Genomic DNA, 19,755 nt, shown 5'->3' with positions numbered 1-19,755 from the left:
GAGCTCCGCTCCGCGGTGGTGCGGACGGCGGGGTCGGTTCGCCGCGCCCATAGCCGCCGGCTATGGCGTGCATCGCGAATCGGTCTGCCCTCCGCCGCGGACCTCCGCCACCTGCGGTGATCTTGTGCGGATGTGGTCCGGGACTCGCTGACCAGCGGCGTCCGGCCCGTGGGAACCCTTGCTCGCGGCGGTTCGCCGACTAGCATTCGAGCCGCACCGCGGGGACGCGGAAACCGTTGCGCCGCTTGCGGTTTCGCTGTCTCCCGTGCTCGTCCGCCGCACCGCACAGGAGGTCGCACATGGGAGCATCCGACGTATCGCGTGAACACCTGCCGATCCCGGACGCCCCGCCCACCGCCGTCACCGCGCTCGACGCGCGCGACCAGAACCCGGCCTTCACCCCCGCTCAGCCGCTGAACGCCCCCGCGGGCGCGCCGAACGTCGTGCTGGTGCTCATCGACGACATGGGTTTCGGTGCGTCCAGTTCGTTCGGCGGACCGTGCGAGATGCCCACCGCGCAGCGGCTCGCCGACGGCGGCCTGCGCTACTCCCGGTTCCACGTCACCGCGATCTGCTCGCCGACGCGCCAGGCGCTGCTGACCGGCCGCAACCACCACTCGGTGGGCATGGGCGTCACCACCGAGATGTCCAGCGCGGCCCCCGGCTACTGCGGCATCCGGCCGCGCAGCGCAGCCACGCTCGGTCAGGTGCTCAACGGCAACGGCTACAACACGGCCGCGTTCGGCAAGTGGCACCAGACCCCGGCGCGGGACGTGAGCCCGGCTGGCCCGTTCGACCGCTGGCCCACCGGCGAGGGCTTCGAGAAGTTCTACGGCTTCTTGTGCGCCGAGATGAACCACTGGTACCCGGTGCTGTTCGACGGCACCAACCCCGTGGAACCGGACCGTCGGCCCGAGGACGGCTACCACCTGTCCGAGGACCTGGTGGACCAGGCCATCGACTGGGTGCGCACCCGGCACACGTTGAAGCCGGACACCCCGTTCTTCACCTACCTGCCGTTCGGCGCGACGCACGCGCCGTACCACGTGCCGCAGGAGTACAGGGACAAGTACCGCGGCAAGTTCGACCACGGCTGGGACCGGCAGCGCGAGATCACCCTGGAGCGGCAGAAGGCGCTCGGCGTGGTTCCGCCGGACACCGAACTCGCCCCGTGGGCCGAGGGCGTGCCGCACTGGGACGAGCTGTCCGCGGAGGAGCAGCGCGCGGCGGCCTCGTTGATGGAGCTCTACGCCGGGTTCGCGGAGCACACCGACGACCAGGTGGGTCGGCTCGTCGACGCGCTGGAGGAGACGGGCGAACTCGACAACACGATCTTCATCTACATCCTCGGGGACAACGGCGCCTCGGCAGAGGGCGGGCTCGGCGGCACGTTGAACGAGCACCGGTTCGCCACCGGGATCCCCGACAGCGCCGAGTTCATCAACGCGAACCGCGACGCGCTCGGCGACGCCACGACCCACGCGCACTACCCGGTCGGCTGGGCGCTGGCGATGAACACCCCGTACCAGTGGACGAAGCAGGTCGCCTCGCACCTCGGCGGCACCCGGGACGGCATGATCGTGCACTGGCCGCGCGGGATCGAGGAACGCGGCGGCATCCGGGACCAGTGGCACCACGTGATCGACGTGGTGCCGACGATCCTGGAGGCGGCGGGCATCCCGCACCCGACTTCGGTGCAGGGCGTGCCGCAGCAACCGATCGAGGGCACCAGCATGCTCTACAGCTTCAACGACGCCGACGCACCGGACCGCCATCGCGTGCAGTACTTCGAGATGGTCGGCAACCGCGGCATCTACCACGACGGCTGGATGGCCGTGACCAGGCACGGCACCCCGTGGGAGATGGTGCAGGACGGCACCCGCCGGTCCTTCGACGACGACCGCTGGGAGCTCTACGACACCAACGTGGACTGGAGCCAGGCGCACGACATCGCCGCCGAACACCCGGGGAAGCTCCGCGAGCTGCAGCAGCTGTTCCTGGTGGAGGCGGCCAAGCACCAGGTGTTCCCGCTGGACGACCGGATGACCGAGCGGGAGAACCCGAAGGAGGCCGGTCGGCTGGACCTGTTCGGCGACCGCCGCACGATCACCTTTCACGCCGGCGCGAAGCGCCTCACCGAGGAGACCGCGCCGAACATCAAGAACCGCTCGTACGTGATCACAGCACGCGTGGAGGTACCCGAAGACGGGGCCGAAGGCGTGGTCGTGGCGCAGGGCGGCCGGTTCGGCGGGTGGTCGTTGTACTTCCACGAGGGTCGCCCGAGCTACGCGTACAACTACTTCGGCACCGACATCTACAAGATCAGCGGCCGAGGGCTGGAACCGGGCGAGCACGAGGTGCGCCTCGAGTTCTCCTACGACGGCGGCGGTGTCGGCAAGGGGGGTCGTGCGGTGCTGTCCGCGGACGGCACCGAGGTCGCCGAGGGCCGGGTGGACGCGACGATTCCGTACTACTTCGCCTTCGACGAGACCTTCGACGTCGGGGTGGACCGGGCGTCCCCGGTGGTGGACGACTACGCACCGGTGGACAACGCGTTCACCGGGCGCCTGCGATCGGTGCGGTTCGACCTCGGTGACGACCTGGCCAGCGACGCGGCGGACGACGAGGCGCGGGAGCGGTTCCGCGCCGCCCACGACTGAGCGGGTTCCCGGCCCGGCCCGGCGGTGCTGCCGTCGGGCCGGGCGTTCCCGCTGGTCGCCTGCTCCGCGGTGGTTACGGTGAGCGGAGGAGGGGAGGTCGTCGTGGAGCGTCGTGAGGTGGAGTACTTCCTGGCCATCGCCGAGCACGGCAGCTTCACCGGTGCGGCGAAGTCGCTGCGCGTCGCGCAACCGTCGTTGTCGACCGCGATCGGGCAGCTGGAGAACCGGCTCGGCGGCAAGCTGTTCCACCGGCTGCCGCACGGTGTCCGGCTCACCGCGGCGGGGGAGGCGTTGCTGGAACCGGCCCGCCAGGTGATGCGGGACCTGAGCACGGCGCAGGATTCCGTGCGGCAGGTGCTCGGGCTGGCATCGGGGCGGCTGGACATCGTCGCGCAGACGACGCTCGCGGTCGACCCGCTGGCTCGGTTGATCGGTGAGTTCCTCCGGCACTACCCGCAGGTCGACGTGCGGGTGTTCGACCAGGAGCTGGGCAAGACCGCGACCGGCAGCGTCCGGGCCGGGCAGTGCGAGCTCGGCGTGGTCGATGCCAGCACCGACCCGGAGGGCATGGCCGAGGCCGTGCTGCCGGGTCGGCAGATCTACGCGGTGCTGCCGCCGGGGGAGCCGGGCCAGAAGCGGATCGGGTTGTCCGAGCTGGCGGCGCGGGACTTCGTCGCGACTCCGGAGGGCACTGCGACGCGCGCGGTCATCGAGGACGTGGTCGCCGCCAGCGGGCTCCGCGCGAAGGTGTCGGTGGAGACCGCGCACCTCGCGATGGTCGTCCCGCTCGTGCTGGCCGGCGCGGGCGTCACCCTGCTGCCGGAGTCGATGGCGGTGGGCGCGGCAAAGGAGGGCGCCACGGTGCTCCCGCTGCGGCCGAAGGTGGTCCGCAGCAGCCGGTTGCTCTGGCGTCCGGGTCCGCTGTCGCCCGCCGCGTCCCGGTTCGTCGATCTCGCGACGAGTTCGGCGCGGCCGCGGGAGAAGCGCGTCCGGTAGCGGGACGCGGTCCGGCGTGCGATCGGGTCCTGGCGTGCGGCTGGGTCCTGGCGTGCGGTCGGGTCCCGGGATCGTTCGGTTCGGCATCGTTGACCCCCAAGTCGGTCGAAGCTCGATGATGGCGCCGTGTCCAGTTTTGAAGTGATGTCCATCGGTTCCTTCGCCAGCGCACCGGCCTGACGGCCAGCGCCGTCGCGCTTCTACGCCGACTCCGGGTTCCTCGCCCCAACGAGGGTCGACGTGGGGTCCGGCTGCCGGTTCTACGGGGCTGCCGGTTCGACGGGGTTGCCGGTTCTACGGGGTTGCCGGTTCGACGAGCAGGGCCAGGTGGAGCGAGCCGTGCTGTTGCGCCGGTTGCGCGAGATCGGCATGCCGCTCGCGACGGTCGGGGACGTGCTCGACACCGATGCCGAGCACGCGGTGCACCTGGTGGCGGAGCACGTGCGGAAGGCCTTGGGTGATGCTGCCGCCTCGCAGCGGCAGGCCGCGATCACCACCGCGTCGTTGGCGGAGGAGCCGTCGTCGGAGCCGATCACCTTGCGCAGCCCGGTGTTCGCCGCCGCGGTCGAGCAGGGGCTGTCCGCGACCACCCGGGAGTCCGAAGTCCCCGTGCTCAACGGGGTGCTCTTCGAGTGCGGGCCGGGATCGGTGCCGGTGCCCGCTACCGACCGGTACCGGTGGCGACTCGAACGCTGCTGCCCGGGGAGTCGGCGGTGGGCGGCTGGTCGGCGACGGTGCACGCGGACGACCTGCGGTCCGCGATGCCGGGCTCGCACCGGAGCCATCGGATCGCGATCACTGTGGCGCGCAAGGGTTTTCCAGTGGTGCTGGACGGGGCGGTGGAGCAGCGCTGTCGGCTGCTCGCCGATCCCTTCCCGGACTACCGGGCGATGCTCGACGCGTTGCCCGCCGTCACCACCCGCGTGGCGGTGGAGAAGGTGCTCTCCTCCGTGCGTTGGAGGAGAGCACCTCCGAACAACTGTCACTGGCGGTTCGCAGTGGCAGGGCACGCTGACCACCGAATCCGGGAAGGACTTCCCGGTTCCGGCGCGGGTGATGGGACCCGAGCTCGACGTCCGGTTCCAGCCGACCACGCTCTACCCCGCGGTGAGCACCGCGATCGGCGCCGACCTGCTGCTCGACCTCCGCGGTGCCGAGCAGCCGGCCACCGTCCGCTCCGCCGATCACGCCGATCTCACCACGCTGGCGATGCCGATCCCGGCGCGGCCCCGGACCTGATCCCCGCCGGCCACCGGCGGGAACCGGGACGGATCAGTGCGATTCGAGGAAGGCGTACACGTCGGCCTCGTCCACCCCGGGGAAGGTCCCCGATGGCAGCGCGGAGAGCACGTGCGAGTGGGCCCGTGCTGATGGCCACACCATGCCCTGCCACCGGTTCGAGAGCTCTGTCGGTGGGCGCTGGCAGCACTCGCCGTTCGGGCAGCGCGACTTCGAGTGGTTCGTCGTCTCGCGACCCCGGAACCAGCGGGATTCCGTGTAGGGCACCCCGAGGGTGATGGCGAAGTCGCGCCCCCGGTTGGGGTCGACGTGCGCCACGCACCAGTGGGTGGCGCCGGGCTTGTCGGTGTACTGGTAGTGCGTCGAGTAGCGGTCCGGCGAAGCGAACACCATCCGCCCGGCCCAGTGCCGGCACATCCGCTGGCCCTCGATGGCGCCGGCCGGATCGGTGGGGAACACCAGTCCGTCGTTCTCGTAGGCCTTGTAGATGATCCCGGTCTCGTCGTTGCGGACGAAGTGGCAGACCAGGTCCAGGTACTGGGTCGCGAGGTTGGTGAACCGGTGCGCCGCCATCTCGTAGGACACCGAGAACACGTCCCGCAGGTCCTCCACCGCCAGGTCGCGGTCCGCCTTGGCCTGCTTGAGGTAGCCGACCGCGGCCTGCTCCGGCATCAGCACGGCGGCGGCGAAGTAGTTCGCCTCGACCCGCTGGCGCAGGAAGTCCGCGAAGTCCCGCGGCTGGCTGTGCCCGAGGGTGAGGTGCCCGAGGGTCTGCAGCAGGATCGTGCGCGGGCTGTGCATGCCGAGCGATTCGCGGCGCAGGAAGATCCGGCTGTGCCGCATGTCGGTGATCGAGCGGACCGATCGCGGCAGGTCGGTGACGAACCGCAGCCCGTAGCCCATGTGCGTGGCGATGGACTGGATGACGCCCTCGGACAGCGCGCCGCCGTGGTAGCCGACCCGCTCCAGGATGCCGGAGGCGGCCTTCTCGATCTCCGGGAAGTAGTTGCCGTGCTCGCGCATCATCTGCCGCAGCTCGGCGTTCGCCTTGCGCGCTTCCTCCGGCGTGGCGACCTGCTTGGTCTCCCGCCGCTTGAGCTCGTCGTAGAGCGCGAGCACGTGCTCCAGCGCCTCGGTCGGCACCCGCTTGCCCACCTTCAGCGGTGGCACGTCCAGCCGCTGGTAGAGCGGGTCGAGCTGGGCCTGCTCGACGGCGATCTCGAGCTCCGCGCGGCGGTTCGGCGGTTTTTTCGACAGCAGTTCGTCCACCGAGCTGCCCAGGGCGTCGGCGAGCGCGCGCAGCAACGAGAGCTTCGGCTCCCGGTGCCCGTTCTCCAGCAGGGACAGCTGAGATGGCGCGCGGCCGACGCGTTCGCCCAGCTCAACCAGGGTGAGCCCGGCGGCGCGGCGCAGGTGGCGCAATCTCTGACCGAAGACCAGGAGGTCTTGGTCGGTGGAAAAATTGCGGTCTTCTTCGGGGGCGAACTCGGCCATGGCGTTGATGCTAGCAGAAAAAGGGCCGAAATTTCCTTGGATTTCTTCGCTGAACGGGGTGGTTCTGCGGCAAGACTGGGTCCAGCAACGCCGCAACGAACATCCCGGAAGGGGAAGACCATGAGCCTCCAGCCCGGAAGCCGCCAGCAGGCGATCAAGGCCGCCGAGGAACTCCAGCGCGAGTGGGACACCGACCCCCGCTGGAAGGGCATCGAGCGCACCCACACCGCCGCCGACGTCGTCCGGCTGCGCGGCTCGGTGCAGGAGGAGCACACCCTGGCCCGGCTCGGCGCCGAGCGGCTGTGGAACCTGCTGCACGAGACGGACTACATCAACTCGCTGGGCGCCCTCACCGGCAACCAGGCGGTCCAGCAGGTCCGCGCCGGTCTGAAGGCCATCTACCTGTCCGGCTGGCAGGTCGCCGCGGACGCCAACCTGGCGGGCGAGACCTACCCGGACCAGAGCCTCTACCCGGCGAACTCGGTCCCGCAGGTGGTCCGCCGGATCAACAACGCCCTCAAGCGCGCCGACCAGATCAGCTGGTCCGAGGCGCTGGACCCGGAGACGGCGGAGACCGAGTCGGAGCCGACGCACTGGCTGGCCCCGATCGTCGCGGACGCCGAGGCGGGCTTCGGCGGCGTGCTCAACGCCTACGAGCTGATGAAGGGCATGATCCAGGCGGGCGCCGCGGGCGTGCACTGGGAGGACCAGCTGGCCTCCGAGAAGAAGTGCGGCCACCTGGGCGGCAAGGTCCTCATCCCCACCAGCCAGCACGTCAAGACGCTGAACGCCGCGCGGCTCGCCGCCGACGTCGCGGGCGTGCCCTCGCTGGTCGTCGCCCGCACCGACGCGCAGGCCGCGACGCTGCTGACCAGCGACATCGACGAGCGCGACCAGAAGTTCGTGACCGGTGAGCGCACCTCCGAGGGCTTCTACAAGGTCACCAACGGGATCGAGCCCTGCATCACCCGCGGTCTGGCCTACGCGCCGCACGCGGACCTGATCTGGATGGAGACCTCGAAGCCGGACCTGGAGGTCGCCAAGCAGTTCGCCGAGGCGATCAAGGCCAAGTACCCGGACCAGATGCTGGCCTACAACTGCTCGCCGTCGTTCAACTGGCGGAAGAACCTGGACGACAGCACCATCGCCAAGTTCCAGCGCGAGCTCGGCCACATGGGCTACAAGTTCCAGTTCATCACGCTGGCCGGTTTCCACGCCCTGAACTACGGCATGTTCGACCTGGCCAAGGGCTACGCGGCGGACGGCATGACGTCCTACGTGGACCTGCAGGAGCGCGAGTTCGCCGCGGAGGCGCAGGGCTACACGGCCACCCGCCACCAGCGCGAGGCGGGCACCGGCTACTTCGACCTGATCAGCACGGCGGTCAGCCCGGACTCGTCGACCACCGCGCTGGCCGGCTCGACCGAGGCCGCGCAGTTCTGATCGCGACCTGATCCGGTGCCGAGGCGCCGGACGGGCGGGGGGCGGCGGTTCCGGTCCGCGGCGGCCGGAACCGCGTTCCCCACCCGGCAGCACGGCTGAGCGCTCGTCGCGGGAGCGCTCATCTCAGACGCACCAGCGGCCCTGTGGCGGGGTGTGCGTGATCGCAATGGTGCGAGTGGGCGGGAGTCCCCGAACGGGGGCTCCCGCCCACTGCGTTTTCACACCTTCCGGTGAGCGCTGTATCAGAACGGCGGGTTGGCCCCTCTTCATCGCAGACCGGTTCCGGTGGCGCTCGTGCCGCCGGGGCGCAGCGACGAGCGGGAAGAGGTGGCGATCATGCGGATCGAGACGGGGGCGGGACGGCCGTTCAGCGTGCACGACCTGGACGGTTCCCCGGAGGACGGCCGCAGGTACGAGCTGGTCGACGGTGAGCTGATGGTGAGCGCGCTGCCCGGCTGGCCGCACCAGGCGGCGGTGGTGGAGCTGGCCTCGCAGCTGCACATCGCCTGCACCGCGGAGTACCGGGTGCTGCCCGCGCCGTTCGCGGTGCGCCCGGACCCGTTCACCGAGCTGCGGCCGGACGTCCTGGTGGCCCGCCACGACGACCTGACGCTGCGGAACCTGCCCACCGCCCCGGTGCTGGCGGTCGAGGTGGTCTCGGCGAGCAGCAGGATCAAGGACTCGACGTTGAAGAAGGCGGTCTACGCGCGGTTGGGCGCTCGGTTCTTCTGGCTGGTGGACCCGGACCTGGAGGAGCCGTCGATCACCGCGTGGGAGCTGGTGGGCGGGTCCGGGTACCAGCGGATCGCCCGCGCGCGTGAGGACGAGGTGTTCGAGGTGCAGCAGCCGTTCCCGGTCAAGTTGACCCCCGCCGACCTGGTGGCGGGGTTGCGGCCATGAGGACCGGTGCCCGGGGGCTCGCGGTGCCCGGCCGCCCACGCGCCGGGCGGCCGGGCTCCGGGTCAGGCCGCCAGGCCCAGCGCGTCCAGCGCGGCGCCCAGCGAGGACAGCGTGGCGGCCACGGTCGTGTCCAGGGCTTCGGCGATCGGGGTGAGCTCCGCGGCGTTCGCGGGCAGCGCCAGCCCGACCATCAGCGCGGGCACCGCAATCGCGGCGAACGCGATGCGGCGGACGTGCGAGCGGGGCTCGGCGGCGGTGGTCTGTTCGGCGGTCGTGTTCATGAGGATCACCCGTTCTCGTGCTCGATCGCTTGCTGTGCCAAGAGATTCGCCGCCGGGGCGGCCGCGGGCAAGGTCGTTCACAGCTCGTTTTCGCGTTCGGTACACGCCCGGCGCACTCGTGGCGCGGGTCGCAGACCTTCGGTGGTGGCGCGGGAACGCCTCGATCCGGGACCACCCGGATTCCCGGGCCGGACGGCCGGAATGCGAACAGGTGGGAGGAGGTGTGATCCGTCCGACCCGGCGGAGCGCGCCACTCGCGCGTGATCTGGGCCGTCACTAGGGTCCGGGACATGATCGAGCAGCGGAACGCACCGGTGATCGCGGCGCCGATGGCGGGCGGGATCTCCACGCCCGAACTGGTGGCCGCGGTCGGCGGTGCGGGCGGATTCGGTTTCCTGGCCGCGGGCTACCTCGCAGAAGACGACCTGGCGGGGCAGATCCGGCGGGTGCGCGAGCTCAGCTCGGAACCCTTCGGCGTGAACCTGTTCGTGCCCGGCCCGCGGCGGGACCTGGACCTGGCGGAGTACCGGGAGCGGGTGGCGGCCGAGGCCGAGCGCTACGGCGTGCAGGCCGGGTCCGGTCACTGGGACGACGACCTGTACCAGGCCAAGGTGGAGCTGGTGATCGACGAACGGGTTCCGGTGGTGTCGTTCACCTTCGGGCGCCCGGAGAAGTCCACAGTGGACCGGTTGCACGAGGTCGGCGCGCAGGTGGTCTGCACCGTCACGACACCGGACGAGGCGCGGCTGGCCGCCGAGGTCGGGGCCGACCTGCTGTGCGTGCAGGGCTCCGAAGCGGGTGGGCACCGCGGCGTGTTCGAGGACGATCCGGACTCGCCCGCGGGCGGGGAGCCGTACGGGCTGCTGGGCGCGCTGCGCACGATCTCCGGGGCGGTCGACCTGCCGCTGGTCGGCGCCGGGGGTGTCGTGACGGGCGCGGATCTGGCGGCGGTGCTCTCGGCCGGCGCGGTGGCCGCGCAGCTCGGCACCGCATTCCTGGTGTCGGCGGAAGCGGGCACCGCGCCGACCCAGCGCGCCGAGCTCGCGGCGGGCACCAGGAGCACCGCGATCACCAGGGCGTTCAGCGGGCGTCCGGCGCGGGGTCTGGTCAACCGCTTCCTGCGGGAGCACGGGCCGCACGCCCCGGCCGCCTACCCGCAGCTGCACCACCTGACCAAGCCGGTGCGCGGCGCGGCCGGGCGCGCCGACGACCCGGAGGCGATGTCGCTGTGGGCGGGGCAGACCTACGCGCAGGCGACACCGCGGCCCGCCGCCGAACTCGTCCGCGAACTCGTCGAGCAGGCTCGGACCGCGCTCGATGCCGCGGGTGCCCGCCTGCGCTGAACTGCCGGTCCGCTCGGCCGTGTGGCGGAAAACCTCGTGCGCCGGAGCCGGGGACGAACATAGGTTGACCGGGTGGGCCATGTGCAGTCAGTGAACATCGCGGTCCTGCGGACCGGCGAGTGGACGGGCCGGATGGGCAGCACCGGCATCGACAAGCGACCGGTGCCGGGGCCGGTGCGGTTCACCGGGAGCGGTGTGCACGGCGACGCCGTGGTGGACCGCAAGCACCACGGCGCCTGGTACCAGGCGGCCTACGCCTTCGACGTCGAGGACCTGCGGTTCTGGTCGGCGGAACTGGGCAGGGAACTGGTGCCCGGCAACGCGGGGGAGAACCTGAGCCTGGTCGGCTGCGACGCGAGCACCGCCCTGGTGGGGGAGCGCTGGCGGATCGGCGGTGCGGTGCTGCGGGTGACCGCACCGCGCGACCCGTGCCGGGTGTTCGCGGGGTTCTGGGAGGTCAAGGGCCTGGTGAAGCGGTTCGCGGCGGTCGGTCGCCCCGGCGCCTACCTGGCGGTGGAGCAGCCGGGGGAGATCACCGCGGGTGATCCGGTCGACGTGCTCAGCAGGCCGGAGCACGCGGTGACCGTCGCCGACGTGCTCGCGCTGAACCTGGGTGACCGGGACCGCCGCGAGCACGTGGTCGCGGCCGCCGCCGACCTGCCGGAAAAGTTGCGGGCCAAGCTCGGGCTCGCCGAGCTCACCGGTCCGGAAGGCATTCGATGACGCCGTGACCGTCGTCGAGCATGGTGACGGAGGCGATGAACAGCCCGGCCGCGCCGACGATGCGCTCGGTGCGGTCGAGGTCGCGCATCCGGCCACCGACGTAGACCATCATCCGCAGGTCCATCTCGGTGAACTCGCCGTCCTGGTCCGGCAGGAGTTCGATGATGAGCACGCTGCCCTCCCGGCCGTCCGCGCCGGCGGCTTCGGCGCACCGGCCGAGCAGCCGCACCGCGTCCGCGTCCTCCCAATCCCCGAGGACGTCGCACAGCACGTAGGCGTCGGCTCCCGGCGGTAGCGGGTCGAAGAAGTCGCCGACGACGACCTCGGCGCGATCGCGCACCCCGCGCGACTCCAGGTACCCCTCCGCGGTTCCGGCGGGGCCGGACAGGTCCACCAGCGTCCCGAGCAGGTCCGGGTGCCGTTCCAGGAGTTCGGCGAGCAGCACGCCCTTGCCACCGCCCACGTCGGTCACCCGCCCGAACCGCTCCCAGGGGACCGCCGCGGCGATGGCCGGGGCCAGCTCGTCGGACTTGGTCTCCATCAGGTCGTCGAAGGAGTCCGACAGCTGCGGGTCGTGCGCGAGGTCCTCCCGGAAGGAGCGGCCGAACGCGGCGGGATAAGCGGCGTGGTGGCCGCGGACCTGCTCGACGAGTTCCACGAAGGCCAGGTCGGCGCGGCCGACGGCGCCGTCCAGGTCGAGCCATTCGCGGCTGCCGCCCGGGGCGTCGGCCTGGAGGGCGCGGGAGGCCTCGTTGGGGCCGAAGACGTCCGGTTCCGGCTCGGTGAACAACCCGCGCCGCACCAGGTACCGCAGCACCCTGCCGAGCGGGTCGGCCTCGGCTCCGGACCGCTTCGCGATCTCGTCGAGCGGGAGCTCGCCGTCCTGGACGATGTCGGCCAGGCGCAGCGTGGCGGCGGTGCGCACGGCGAAGGGCGTGACCAGGTCGGCCATCGCCCAGACGTCCACCGGCTCTGGAGCCATGCCGGGAGGATAGGCGCAGCGGCGGTCACCGGCAGGGGGGGCGCGGGGAACGCGCCCCTCAGTCCCGCAGCACCGCCACGATCCGCTCGGCGGTCTCCTGCATGTGTTCGCGCACGACTTCGCGGGCCCGGGTGGAGTCGCCCGCTTCGATGGCGTCGACGATCGGCGAGTGCCGCTGCCAGGCCATGTTCCGCACCGCCAGCTCCGGGCCGGAGCGCACGATGGTCGCGCGGGTCAGCCCGGAGATGTGCTGCCAGGACTGCACGAGCGCGGCGTTGCCGGTGAGCTCGCACATCCGCTGGTGGAAGGCGAGGTCCGCCTCGACCAGCGCGGCCATGTCCTGGCCGAGGTCGCGCAGCCGGTCGACGGCCGCGCGCAGTTCGCCGACGATCGCGGCGCGGTCGTCGGCGCCGCACAGCGTCTCCACGGCCAGCGATTCGAGGGCGGCGCGCACCGCGAAGATGTCCCGCACCTCGGCGCCGCTGAGAGCTCGCACCAGCAGCTTGCCGCGTTCGTCGGCGACGACGAGCCCTTCCTGCACGAGGTGGCGGAGGGCTTCGCGCAGGGTCCCGCGGGAAACGGAGAGCGCTTCGCTGAGCTCGGTCTCGATCAGTCGCCTGCCGGGTTCGAGTTGCCCGCTGCTGATCGCCTCGCGCAGCTTGCGCAGCGACTGCTCGCGCAGGGTCTGCCGGTCGACGCCGCCGAGCGCCGGAACATCCAGGGACACCAGTGGATCGCCTCTCTGCTCGCTGACCCGCACATCGTAGTCCACGGCCGGGTCGGCGAATAACGGTCGACTGTTGACAGTCGACTCAACGCGTCGTTAACTGTGCGCTACCTGACGCACGAAGGAGTGAGGCAGATGCCGGAGCTGGGCTGTTCGACGATCTCGTTCCGGCGGCTGCCGGTGGCCGAGGCGCTCGTGACCATCCGCGAACTCGGCTTCGACGGCATCGACCTCGGCGGCCTGCCCGGCGTGTGCGACCACATCCCCACTCCGCTGACCGGGCCCGTGGACGACCTCGTGGAGCTCGTGCGGGGTTCCGGGCTGCGCACCTGGGCGATCAACGTCGACCCCGGCCCGCTCAACGATCCGCGGCTCGACGAGCGGGACCTGCTCACCGCCGGGCGGGGGCTCGTGGAGCTCGCGGCCGAGCTGGACGCGGCGGTCATCGTGCCCTGCGGCGCGCAGCAGCGGGAGCCGTTCGCGGACGAGCGGACCGACCTCGACCGGATCGCGCGCGGCCTGCGCTCGCTCGGCGACCTCGCGGCGGAGCACGGGGTGCGGCTGCTGGTCGAAGGGCTGCACCACTTCCGCTTCTGCCACACCGCGGACCGCGCGGCCGCGCTGCTGGAGCGAGTTCCCGCCGAGTCGGCCGGGTTCGTGTTCGACGTCAGCCACGTGGTGGCGGGCGGTTTCGACGAGGTCGCGTTCGCCGGGGACTTCGCCGAGCGCATCGAGCACGTGCACCTGCGCGACGCCGAGCCCGGCGACATCAACCTCAGCATCGGCCGCGGCCGCGCCGACTTCGCCGGGGTGGTCCGGGCGCTGCGGAAGGCCGGCTACGGCGGCCGGTACGTGCTGGAACTCGAAACGCACGACGTGCGCGAGCAGGAACGCCCCGCCGCGGCCGCCGCCGCGAAGGACGCGATCACCGCGCTGCTCTGACCGCGGCACCGAGCCACCACGCGGCGGGCGCCCGGCAACGACTCGTGGCACCCCGTCCCGATCCGCCGCAACGCGCGGCAACCCATCTCCACCTGCGACCCCCCGCCGCACGAGCGGCACCCACGACTCGCGGCACCGGCCCCGGCGCCGCACCGGACCGAACTCAGGAGGACCCGCATGTCCGACACCGCCCGCACCGCCCTGATCACCGGAGCCGGCTCGGAGCGCGGCATCGGCCGGGAGACCGCCCGCAGGCTGGCCGCCGCCGGTTTCGACATCGCCGTGCTGGACCTCGACGGCGCCGCCGCCGAGGCCACGGCCTCGCTGGTCGCGGCCGAGCACGGCGTGCGCGCCCTGGGCGTGCGGGCCGACGTCACCGACCAGGACTCGGTGGACGCCGCGGTCACCGCCGTCGAGAACTCGGAGCTGCCCCCGATCGCCGCGCTGGTCAACAACGCGGGCATCACCCGGCCGACCCGCTTCCTGGACATCGCGCCCGCCGAGTGGGACCTGGTGTTCAAGGTCAACGTCACCGGCACGTACCTGGTGACCCAGCGGGTGCTGCCCGGCCTGGTCGAGCGGGGCTACGGCCGCATCGTCAACGTGTCCTCGGTCAGCGCGCAGCGCGGCGGCGGCGTGTTCGGCGGCTCGCACTACTCCGCGGCGAAGGCCGCCGTGCTCGGCCTCACCAGGGCGCTGGCCAGGGAGGTCGGGCCGAACGGGGTGGTCGTCAACGCCGTCACCCCCGGGCTGATCGACACCGACATCACCGGTGGCCTGCTCACCGGGGAGCGCAAGGAGGAGCTGATCGCCGACGTGCCGGTGGGCCGCAACGGCCGGACCGGCGACGTCGCCGCGACGATCGCGTTCCTGGCCGGGGAGGACGTCGGCTACATCACCGGCGCCACCTTCGACATCAACGGTGGCTCGCACATCAACTGACGCGTCCCGGACCGACCCGCCGCGACGTGCGGGGACGTGCTCGTGGAAGCTCACGTCCCGCCCGCGGCACCGCCTCAACGACGAGGATCACGGAGCGAACATGGCCCCCTCCCTCCTGCTGCTGCACACGACGATCGCGGTCGTCGGCATCGTCGCCCTGATCGTCGGGGCGCGGCTCAACCCGGTCATCGTGCTGGTGCTCGGCTCGCTGTACCTGGGGCTGGCCACCGGCCTCGGGTTCGAGGGCACGGCGAAGGCCGTCACGGACGGCTTCGGCGGTCTGATGGCGGAGGTCGGCCTGATCATCGGGTTCGGCGTGCTGCTCGGATCGCTGCTGTCGGCGACGGGGACGTTGCAGCGCATCGTCGAGCTGTTCCTGAAGGCGTTCGGGAAGTCCCGGTCGCCGTACGCGCTGGGCCTGTCCTCCGGTGTCGTGTTCCCGGCGATCTACTTCGACGTGGCGCTGGTGATGCTGGCGCCGATCGCCCGCTCGGTGGCGGCGCGCACCGGGGCGAGCGTGGCCGCCGTCGGCGGTTCGCTGGCGATCGGCCTGGAGGTGGGCCTGCTGATGGTGTTGCCGGGAGCGGCGGCGCTGGCGGTCAGCGGCTCGCTCGGCGTCGGGTTGGGCGCGATGTTGGTGTGCGGCATCGGGATCGGGGTGCTCGCGATCATCATCTCGGTGTTCCTGCACGGCAGGTTGATGCGCCGCACCTGGGACCCGGCCAAGGACGAGGCGTCGGCCGGGGACGGGTTCCAGGGCATGGACGTGGCCCCGGAGGAATCGCCACGCCGCACCCTGCCGCTGGTCGTGCTGGTGCTGCCGGTGCTGGTGCCGCTGGCGCTGATCGTGCTGGGCACGGTGACGGAGACGGCGGGCGCGGCTATCGGCTGGATCTCGTTCCTGGCGGATCCGGTGGTGGCGCTGCTGATCGGTCTGCTGATCGGGTGCGCGCTGACCGCGTGGACGCTGTCCCGCGATGCCGTGGAGCGGGCGCTGACGAGGGGTGCGTCCACGAGCGGCACGATCCTGCTGTTCACCGGCGTGGCGGGGTCGCTCGGCGAGGTGATCAGCAGGACCGGCGTGGGCGACGTGGTCTCCGGGATGTTCCACGCGGGCAGCGCTTCGCCGCTGCTGCTGGCGTGGCTGGTGGCGGCGCTGCTGCGGCTGGCGCAGGGTTCGGGTTCGGTCGCGGCGATCACGGCGGCGACCCTGCTGGCGCCGGTGGTGGGCGGTCTGGACACCCCCGCGGTGCTGGTGGCGCTGGCCGCGGCGGCGGGGGCGAGCTTCGGCGGGCACGTCAGCGACAACACCTTCTGGATGTTCCGCACCATGCTGGGCCTGTCCACCCGCGGCGCGTTCCAGGTGTACACGGTCGCGCAGTCGATCATGTCGGTGGTGGCGCTGCTGCTGGTGCTGGCCGCGGACCTGGTGCTGTGAGGCGGGAAGGTCATCCGGCGCGGCGGTGTCCGCGCACCGCACCCTGGTAGCCGGCGCGGGAGCGCCCGCCGGTGACCCAGTGAGGGAACGATGACGCGCTTGTTCGACGACCCGGCCTCGTTCGCCGAGGACGCGCTCGCCGGGTTCTGCGATCTGCACGCGGATCAGGTGCGCCGGGTCGAGGGCGGCGTGGTGCGGGCGGTGCCCGCGGACGAGGGCAAGGTGGCGGTGGTCGTCGGCGGCGGAGCCGGGCACTACCCGGCGTTCTTCGGCTTGGTCGGGCCGGGTTTCGCCGATGGTGCCGTGGTGGGCGGCGTGTTCGCCCCGCCGTCGCCGCGGGCGGTGCTGTCGGTCGCCCGCGCGGTGCACTGCGGTGCCGGGGTGCTGTTCGTCCTCGGCAACTACGCGGGAGACGGTGCCGGGTTCGGTGCCGCGCAGGAGCGGTTGCGGCTGGACGGCATCGACTGCCGCACCGCGGTGGTCACCGACGACGTGGCCTCGGCGCCCGCCGGGCTGAGGTCGGCGCGGCGGGGGATCGCGGGTGCGTTCGCGGTGTTCAAGGTGGCGGGCGCGGCCGCGGAGGAGGGGCTGGCGCTCGACGAGGTGGAGCGGGCCGCGCGGCTGGCCGACGACCGCACCCGCAGCTTGGGCGTCGCCTTCGAGGGCTGCACCTTGCCCGGCGGGCGCGAGCCGCTGTTCGAGGTGCCGGCCGGGAAGATGGGCCTGGGGCTGGGCATCCACGGCGAGCCCGGTTCCTCCGAGTTGGACCTCCCGTCGGCCGACCGGCTCGCGGAGCTCCTGGTGGACGGTCTGCTGGCCGAGGCCCCGGCCGATGCCGGTTCCCGGGTCGGCGTCCTGCTCAACGGGCTGGGCAGCACCGGCCGCGAGGAGCTGTTCGTGCTGTGGAACGACGTGGCGCGGCGGCTGCGCGGCGCCGGGTTGGAACCGGTGGAGCCGGAGGCCGGTGAACTGGTGACGAGCCTGGACATGGCGGGCGTCTCGCTCACGCTGAGCTGGCTGGACGCGGAGCTGGAGCGGTTCTGGCGCGCCTCCGCCGACACGCCCGCGTACGGCAAGCGCGTCCGCCGCCGGGTCCCGGCCCCTTCGGCCCCCTCGGCGGTGCTCGAACGGCTCGCCCGCGGGGCCGAGTACCCCGGCACCGGCGCGCATTCGCGGGAGACCGCGGCGGCCCTGGTGGCGGTGTTCGGCGCGGTGCGCCGGGCCGTCGAGGAGCACGCCGGTGAGCTGGGCCGGGTCGACGCGGTGGTCGCGGACGGCGGGCACGGTCGCGGCATGGTGCGCGGGACCGCGGCCGCGCACGAGGCGGCGGCGCTGGCGGTGCGGGCCGGTGCGGGGGTGCGGTCGACGTTGGCGCGGGCGGGCAGCGCCTGGGCCGGGCGGGCGGGCGGTACCTCGGGCGTGCTGTGGGGCACCGGGTTGCGGGCGTTCGCGGGCGAGCTCTCCGACGAGCGCGCGCCGACGGCGGCGGAGCTGGCCGCGGGGGTGGCGGCGTTCGCGGAGTCGATCGTGCGCACCGGCGGTGCGCGGCCGGGGGACAAGACGATGGTGGACGCGATCGCGCCGTTCGCCGCGGAGTTCGCCGAGTCGGGCTCGTGGGCGCGGGCGGCGACGGCGGCGCGGCGGGCGGCGGCCGGGACGGCGTCGCTGCGGCCGAAGGCGGGGCGGGCGCGGGAGAACGCGGAACGGGGCCTGGGCACGCCGGATGCGGGGGCGCTGTCGTTCGCGCTGGTCGCGGAGACGATCGCGACGGCGGTGCGGTCCGACCGGGAGTGACGCGGCCGGAGCGGCACCGCCCGGGATCAGCACCGCCCGGGAACAGCACGGCCCGGGAGCGGCGTCCGCCGGGAACGGAACCGGCCCCGCCGTGGACCGCCCTCGCCCCGCCCGGCCGATGCTTCACCCGTTCGAACGCTGTGATCTGCGGCACCTGTTGCGGCCGCACCGGCTACGCTGATGATTGGGTCACCGAAGGTTGGAAGCCCGACTAAAAGCCGACTGGATGAGTCGGCCGGCGGTAGCGGTGGCCGATGCGGGCAGGCCGGGATCAACGGTGCGAACGGCGAAAGGTGCGGTGCGGTATGTCCCAGGAGTTGGAGCACTTCATCGGCGGCGAACGGGTCGCCGGTACCTCCGGGAACTTCGGTGACGTGTTCGACCCGAACACCGGCGGGGTGCAGGCCAAGGTGCCGCTCGCCTCCGCCGAGGAGGTCGCCGCCGCGGTCGCGAACGCGGCCGAGGCCCAGCCGGCGTGGGCCGCGCAGAACCCGCAGAAGCGAGCCCGGGTGCTGATGCGCTTCCTGCAGCTGGTCGGCGAGGAGATGGACTCGCTGGCCCGGCTGCTCTCCGCCGAGCACGGCAAGACCGTCGCCGACGCCAAGGGCGACATCCAGCGCGGCCTGGAGGTCGTCGAGTTCGCGGTCGGCGTGCCGCACCTGCTCAAGGGCGAGTACAGCGAGAACGCGGGCACCGGCATCGACGTGTACTCGCTGCGCCAGCCGCTGGGTGTGGTCGCGGGCATCACGCCGTTCAACTTCCCCGCGATGATCCCGCTGTGGAAGGCCGCTCCGGCGATCGCGGCGGGCAACTCCTTCGTGCTCAAGCCCTCCGAGCGGGACCCGTCGGTGCCGCTGCGGCTGGCCGAGCTGTTCGTGGAGGCGGGCCTGCCCCCGGGCGTGCTCAACGTGGTCAACGGCGACAAGGTCGCGGTGGACGCGGTGCTCACCGACCCGCGGATCGAGGCCGTCGGGTTCGTCGGCTCCTCCTCGATCGCCGAGTACATCTACGCGACCGCCGCCGCGCACGGCAAGCGCGCGCAGTGCTTCGGCGGCGCCAAGAACCACATGATCGTGATGCCGGACGCGGACCTGGACCAGGCGGTGGACGCGCTGGTCGGCGCGGGCTACGGCTCGGCGGGCGAGCGGTGCATGGCGATCTCGGTGGCGGTGCCGGTCGGCGAGGCGACCGCGGACGCGCTGGTGGAGAAGCTCGTGGAGCGGGTGCGCAAGCTCAAGATCGGCACCAGCTTCGACGCGGATGCCGACTTCGGGCCGCTGGTGACCAGGCAGGCGCTGCAGCGGGTGGACGAGCTCGTCGCCGCCGGGGTCGAGGAGGGCGCGTCGCTGCTCGTCGACGGCCGCGGGTTCGCCTTGGAGGGCCACGAGGACGGGTTCTTCGCGGGCGCCTCGCTGTTCGACCACGTCACCCCGGACATGCGGATCTACCGCGAGGAGATCTTCGGCCCGGTGCTGTCGGTGGTGCGCGCCGCGGACTACGAGGAGGCGGTGCGGCTGCCCAGCGAGAACGAGTACGGCAACGGCGTCGCGATCTTCACCAGGGACGGCGACGCGGCGCGCGAGTTCGTCAGCCGGGTGAACACCGGCATGGTCGGGGTGAACGTGCCGATCCCGGTGCCGATCGCCTACCACACGTTCGGCGGCTGGAAGCGGTCCGGATTCGGCGACCTCAACCAGCACGGGCCGGACTCGATCAAGTTCTACACGAAGACGAAGACGGTGACCTCCCGCTGGCCCTCCGGGCTCAAGGAAGGCGCCAGCTTCACCATCCCCACGATGAACTGACCCCGCGCCCCGGGCGGGCCACCGCGGTGCGCCCGCCCGGGACCGG

Annotated in this window: 17 protein-coding genes; 12 read left to right on the top strand and 5 right to left on the bottom strand. The window is 72.4% G+C overall.

Features of this window, described 5'->3' with window-relative positions:
• Positions 1 to 299 precede the first annotated feature (299 nt).
• Both H1226_RS22085 and H1226_RS22080 read left to right on the top strand, forming a co-directional pair.
• Positions 300 to 2,660 (top strand): arylsulfatase, encoded by a 2,361-nt coding sequence (locus tag H1226_RS22085; RefSeq protein WP_258342344.1) that lies wholly within the window; start codon positions 300 to 302, stop codon positions 2,658 to 2,660.
• Positions 2,661 to 2,738: 78 nt separating this feature from the next.
• Positions 2,739 to 3,656, top strand: a complete 918-nt coding sequence (locus H1226_RS22080; protein WP_258342343.1) for a LysR family transcriptional regulator — start codon at positions 2,739 to 2,741, stop codon at positions 3,654 to 3,656.
• Positions 3,657 to 3,950: 294 nt separating this feature from the next.
• Here H1226_RS22080 and H1226_RS22075 read toward each other — a convergent pair whose 3' ends face one another.
• Complete coding sequence (locus H1226_RS22075; protein WP_258342342.1) at positions 3,951 to 4,073, bottom strand: hypothetical protein; 123 nt, start codon at positions 4,071 to 4,073, stop codon at positions 3,951 to 3,953.
• Between the two features lie 639 nt (positions 4,074 to 4,712).
• Here H1226_RS22075 and H1226_RS22070 point away from each other — a divergent pair.
• Complete coding sequence (locus H1226_RS22070; RefSeq protein ID WP_258342341.1) at positions 4,713 to 4,895, top strand: hypothetical protein; 183 nt, start codon at positions 4,713 to 4,715, stop codon at positions 4,893 to 4,895.
• Between the two features lie 33 nt (positions 4,896 to 4,928).
• Here the strand turns inward: H1226_RS22070 and H1226_RS22065 are convergent, their stop codons facing one another.
• A complete protein-coding gene (locus H1226_RS22065) occupies positions 4,929 to 6,389 on the bottom strand; it encodes an XRE family transcriptional regulator (protein WP_224960355.1) in 1,461 nt (486 codons plus the stop codon).
• Between the two features lie 120 nt (positions 6,390 to 6,509).
• Here H1226_RS22065 and aceA point away from each other — a divergent pair, with 120 nt between their 5' ends.
• Together aceA and H1226_RS22055 are read left to right on the top strand one after the other, a co-directional pair.
• On the top strand, positions 6,510 to 7,832 hold the full coding sequence (gene aceA, locus H1226_RS22060) for an isocitrate lyase (RefSeq protein ID WP_224960354.1): 1,323 nt from the start codon (positions 6,510 to 6,512) through the stop codon (positions 7,830 to 7,832).
• Positions 7,833 to 8,168: 336 nt separating this feature from the next.
• Positions 8,169 to 8,732, top strand: coding sequence for a Uma2 family endonuclease (locus H1226_RS22055; protein ID WP_258342340.1), 564 nt, complete (start codon positions 8,169 to 8,171; stop codon positions 8,730 to 8,732).
• A gap of 62 nt (positions 8,733 to 8,794) precedes the next feature.
• Here the strand turns inward: H1226_RS22055 and H1226_RS22050 are convergent, their stop codons facing one another.
• Positions 8,795 to 9,013, bottom strand: coding sequence for a hypothetical protein (locus tag H1226_RS22050; RefSeq protein WP_224960352.1), 219 nt, complete (start codon positions 9,011 to 9,013; stop codon positions 8,795 to 8,797).
• 290 nt (positions 9,014 to 9,303) lie between these two features.
• Here H1226_RS22050 and H1226_RS22045 point away from each other — a divergent pair, with 290 nt between their 5' ends.
• Complete coding sequence (locus H1226_RS22045; RefSeq protein WP_258342339.1) at positions 9,304 to 10,356, top strand: nitronate monooxygenase; 1,053 nt, start codon at positions 9,304 to 9,306, stop codon at positions 10,354 to 10,356.
• Between the two features lie 90 nt (positions 10,357 to 10,446).
• Positions 10,447 to 11,079 (top strand): MOSC domain-containing protein, encoded by a 633-nt coding sequence (locus tag H1226_RS22040; RefSeq protein WP_258342338.1) that lies wholly within the window; start codon positions 10,447 to 10,449, stop codon positions 11,077 to 11,079.
• Here the strand turns inward: H1226_RS22040 and H1226_RS22035 are convergent.
• Both H1226_RS22035 and H1226_RS22030 read right to left on the bottom strand, forming a co-directional pair.
• A complete protein-coding gene (locus tag H1226_RS22035) occupies positions 11,054 to 12,061 on the bottom strand; it encodes a methyltransferase (RefSeq protein WP_258342337.1) in 1,008 nt (335 codons plus the stop codon). The two genes, H1226_RS22040 and H1226_RS22035, sit on opposite strands and share 26 nt — an antisense overlap.
• Before the next feature lie 58 nt (positions 12,062 to 12,119).
• Positions 12,120 to 12,788 carry a GntR family transcriptional regulator gene (locus H1226_RS22030; protein WP_224967933.1) on the bottom strand — a complete coding sequence of 223 codons (669 nt, stop codon included), beginning with the start codon at positions 12,786 to 12,788 and terminating at the stop codon, positions 12,120 to 12,122.
• Positions 12,789 to 12,923: 135 nt separating this feature from the next.
• On the opposite strand from H1226_RS22030, the gene H1226_RS22025 reads away from it, so the two are divergent.
• The 5 genes from H1226_RS22025 (at position 12,924) to H1226_RS22005 (ending at position 19,709) form a co-directional block, all read left to right on the top strand.
• On the top strand, positions 12,924 to 13,730 hold the full coding sequence (locus H1226_RS22025) for a sugar phosphate isomerase/epimerase family protein (protein WP_258342336.1): 807 nt from the start codon (positions 12,924 to 12,926) through the stop codon (positions 13,728 to 13,730).
• 177 nt (positions 13,731 to 13,907) lie between these two features.
• Positions 13,908 to 14,672, top strand: a complete 765-nt coding sequence (locus H1226_RS22020) for an SDR family NAD(P)-dependent oxidoreductase (RefSeq protein ID WP_224960342.1) — start codon at positions 13,908 to 13,910, stop codon at positions 14,670 to 14,672.
• A 100-nt stretch (positions 14,673 to 14,772) separates the two neighbouring features.
• Positions 14,773 to 16,110: a GntP family permease gene (locus H1226_RS22015; RefSeq protein ID WP_224960341.1), complete on the top strand. Its 1,338-nt coding sequence runs from the start codon at positions 14,773 to 14,775 to the stop codon at positions 16,108 to 16,110.
• Between the two features lie 90 nt (positions 16,111 to 16,200).
• Complete coding sequence (locus H1226_RS22010) at positions 16,201 to 17,904, top strand: dihydroxyacetone kinase family protein (RefSeq protein ID WP_258342335.1); 1,704 nt, start codon at positions 16,201 to 16,203, stop codon at positions 17,902 to 17,904.
• Between the two features lie 305 nt (positions 17,905 to 18,209).
• Entirely contained in the window at positions 18,210 to 19,709 is a 1,500-nt protein-coding gene (locus H1226_RS22005) for a CoA-acylating methylmalonate-semialdehyde dehydrogenase (protein ID WP_224962538.1), read from the top strand.
• The last annotated feature ends 46 nt before the right edge of the window (positions 19,710 to 19,755 follow it).

The sequence above is a fragment of the Saccharopolyspora gregorii genome (genome assembly GCF_024734405.1).
GTDB lineage: Bacteria > Actinomycetota > Actinomycetes > Mycobacteriales > Pseudonocardiaceae > Saccharopolyspora_C > Saccharopolyspora_C gregorii.
This window is presented reverse-complemented; position numbering and strand designations above follow the sequence as displayed.

What these genes read in the sequence shown, in the direction of transcription:
- H1226_RS22085 (WP_258342344.1), top strand. Translation starts at nt 300, where the DNA reads ATGGGAGCATCCGACGTATCGCGTGAACACCTGCCGATCCCGGACGCC.
- H1226_RS22070 (WP_258342341.1), top strand. Translation starts at nt 4,713, where the DNA reads ATGGGACCCGAGCTCGACGTCCGGTTCCAGCCGACCACGCTCTACCCC.
- H1226_RS22065 (WP_224960355.1), bottom strand. Translation starts at nt 6,389, where the DNA reads ATGGCCGAGTTCGCCCCCGAAGAAGACCGCAATTTTTCCACCGACCAA.
- aceA (WP_224960354.1), top strand. Translation starts at nt 6,510, where the DNA reads ATGAGCCTCCAGCCCGGAAGCCGCCAGCAGGCGATCAAGGCCGCCGAG.
- H1226_RS22055 (WP_258342340.1), top strand. Translation starts at nt 8,169, where the DNA reads ATGCGGATCGAGACGGGGGCGGGACGGCCGTTCAGCGTGCACGACCTG.
- H1226_RS22050 (WP_224960352.1), bottom strand. Translation starts at nt 9,013, where the DNA reads ATGAACACGACCGCCGAACAGACCACCGCCGCCGAGCCCCGCTCGCAC.
- H1226_RS22045 (WP_258342339.1), top strand. Translation starts at nt 9,304, where the DNA reads ATGATCGAGCAGCGGAACGCACCGGTGATCGCGGCGCCGATGGCGGGC.
- H1226_RS22035 (WP_258342337.1), bottom strand. Translation starts at nt 12,061, where the DNA reads ATGGCTCCAGAGCCGGTGGACGTCTGGGCGATGGCCGACCTGGTCACG.
- H1226_RS22025 (WP_258342336.1), top strand. Translation starts at nt 12,924, where the DNA reads ATGCCGGAGCTGGGCTGTTCGACGATCTCGTTCCGGCGGCTGCCGGTG.
- H1226_RS22020 (WP_224960342.1), top strand. Translation starts at nt 13,908, where the DNA reads ATGTCCGACACCGCCCGCACCGCCCTGATCACCGGAGCCGGCTCGGAG.
- H1226_RS22015 (WP_224960341.1), top strand. Translation starts at nt 14,773, where the DNA reads ATGGCCCCCTCCCTCCTGCTGCTGCACACGACGATCGCGGTCGTCGGC.
- H1226_RS22010 (WP_258342335.1), top strand. Translation starts at nt 16,201, where the DNA reads ATGACGCGCTTGTTCGACGACCCGGCCTCGTTCGCCGAGGACGCGCTC.
- H1226_RS22005 (WP_224962538.1), top strand. Translation starts at nt 18,210, where the DNA reads ATGTCCCAGGAGTTGGAGCACTTCATCGGCGGCGAACGGGTCGCCGGT.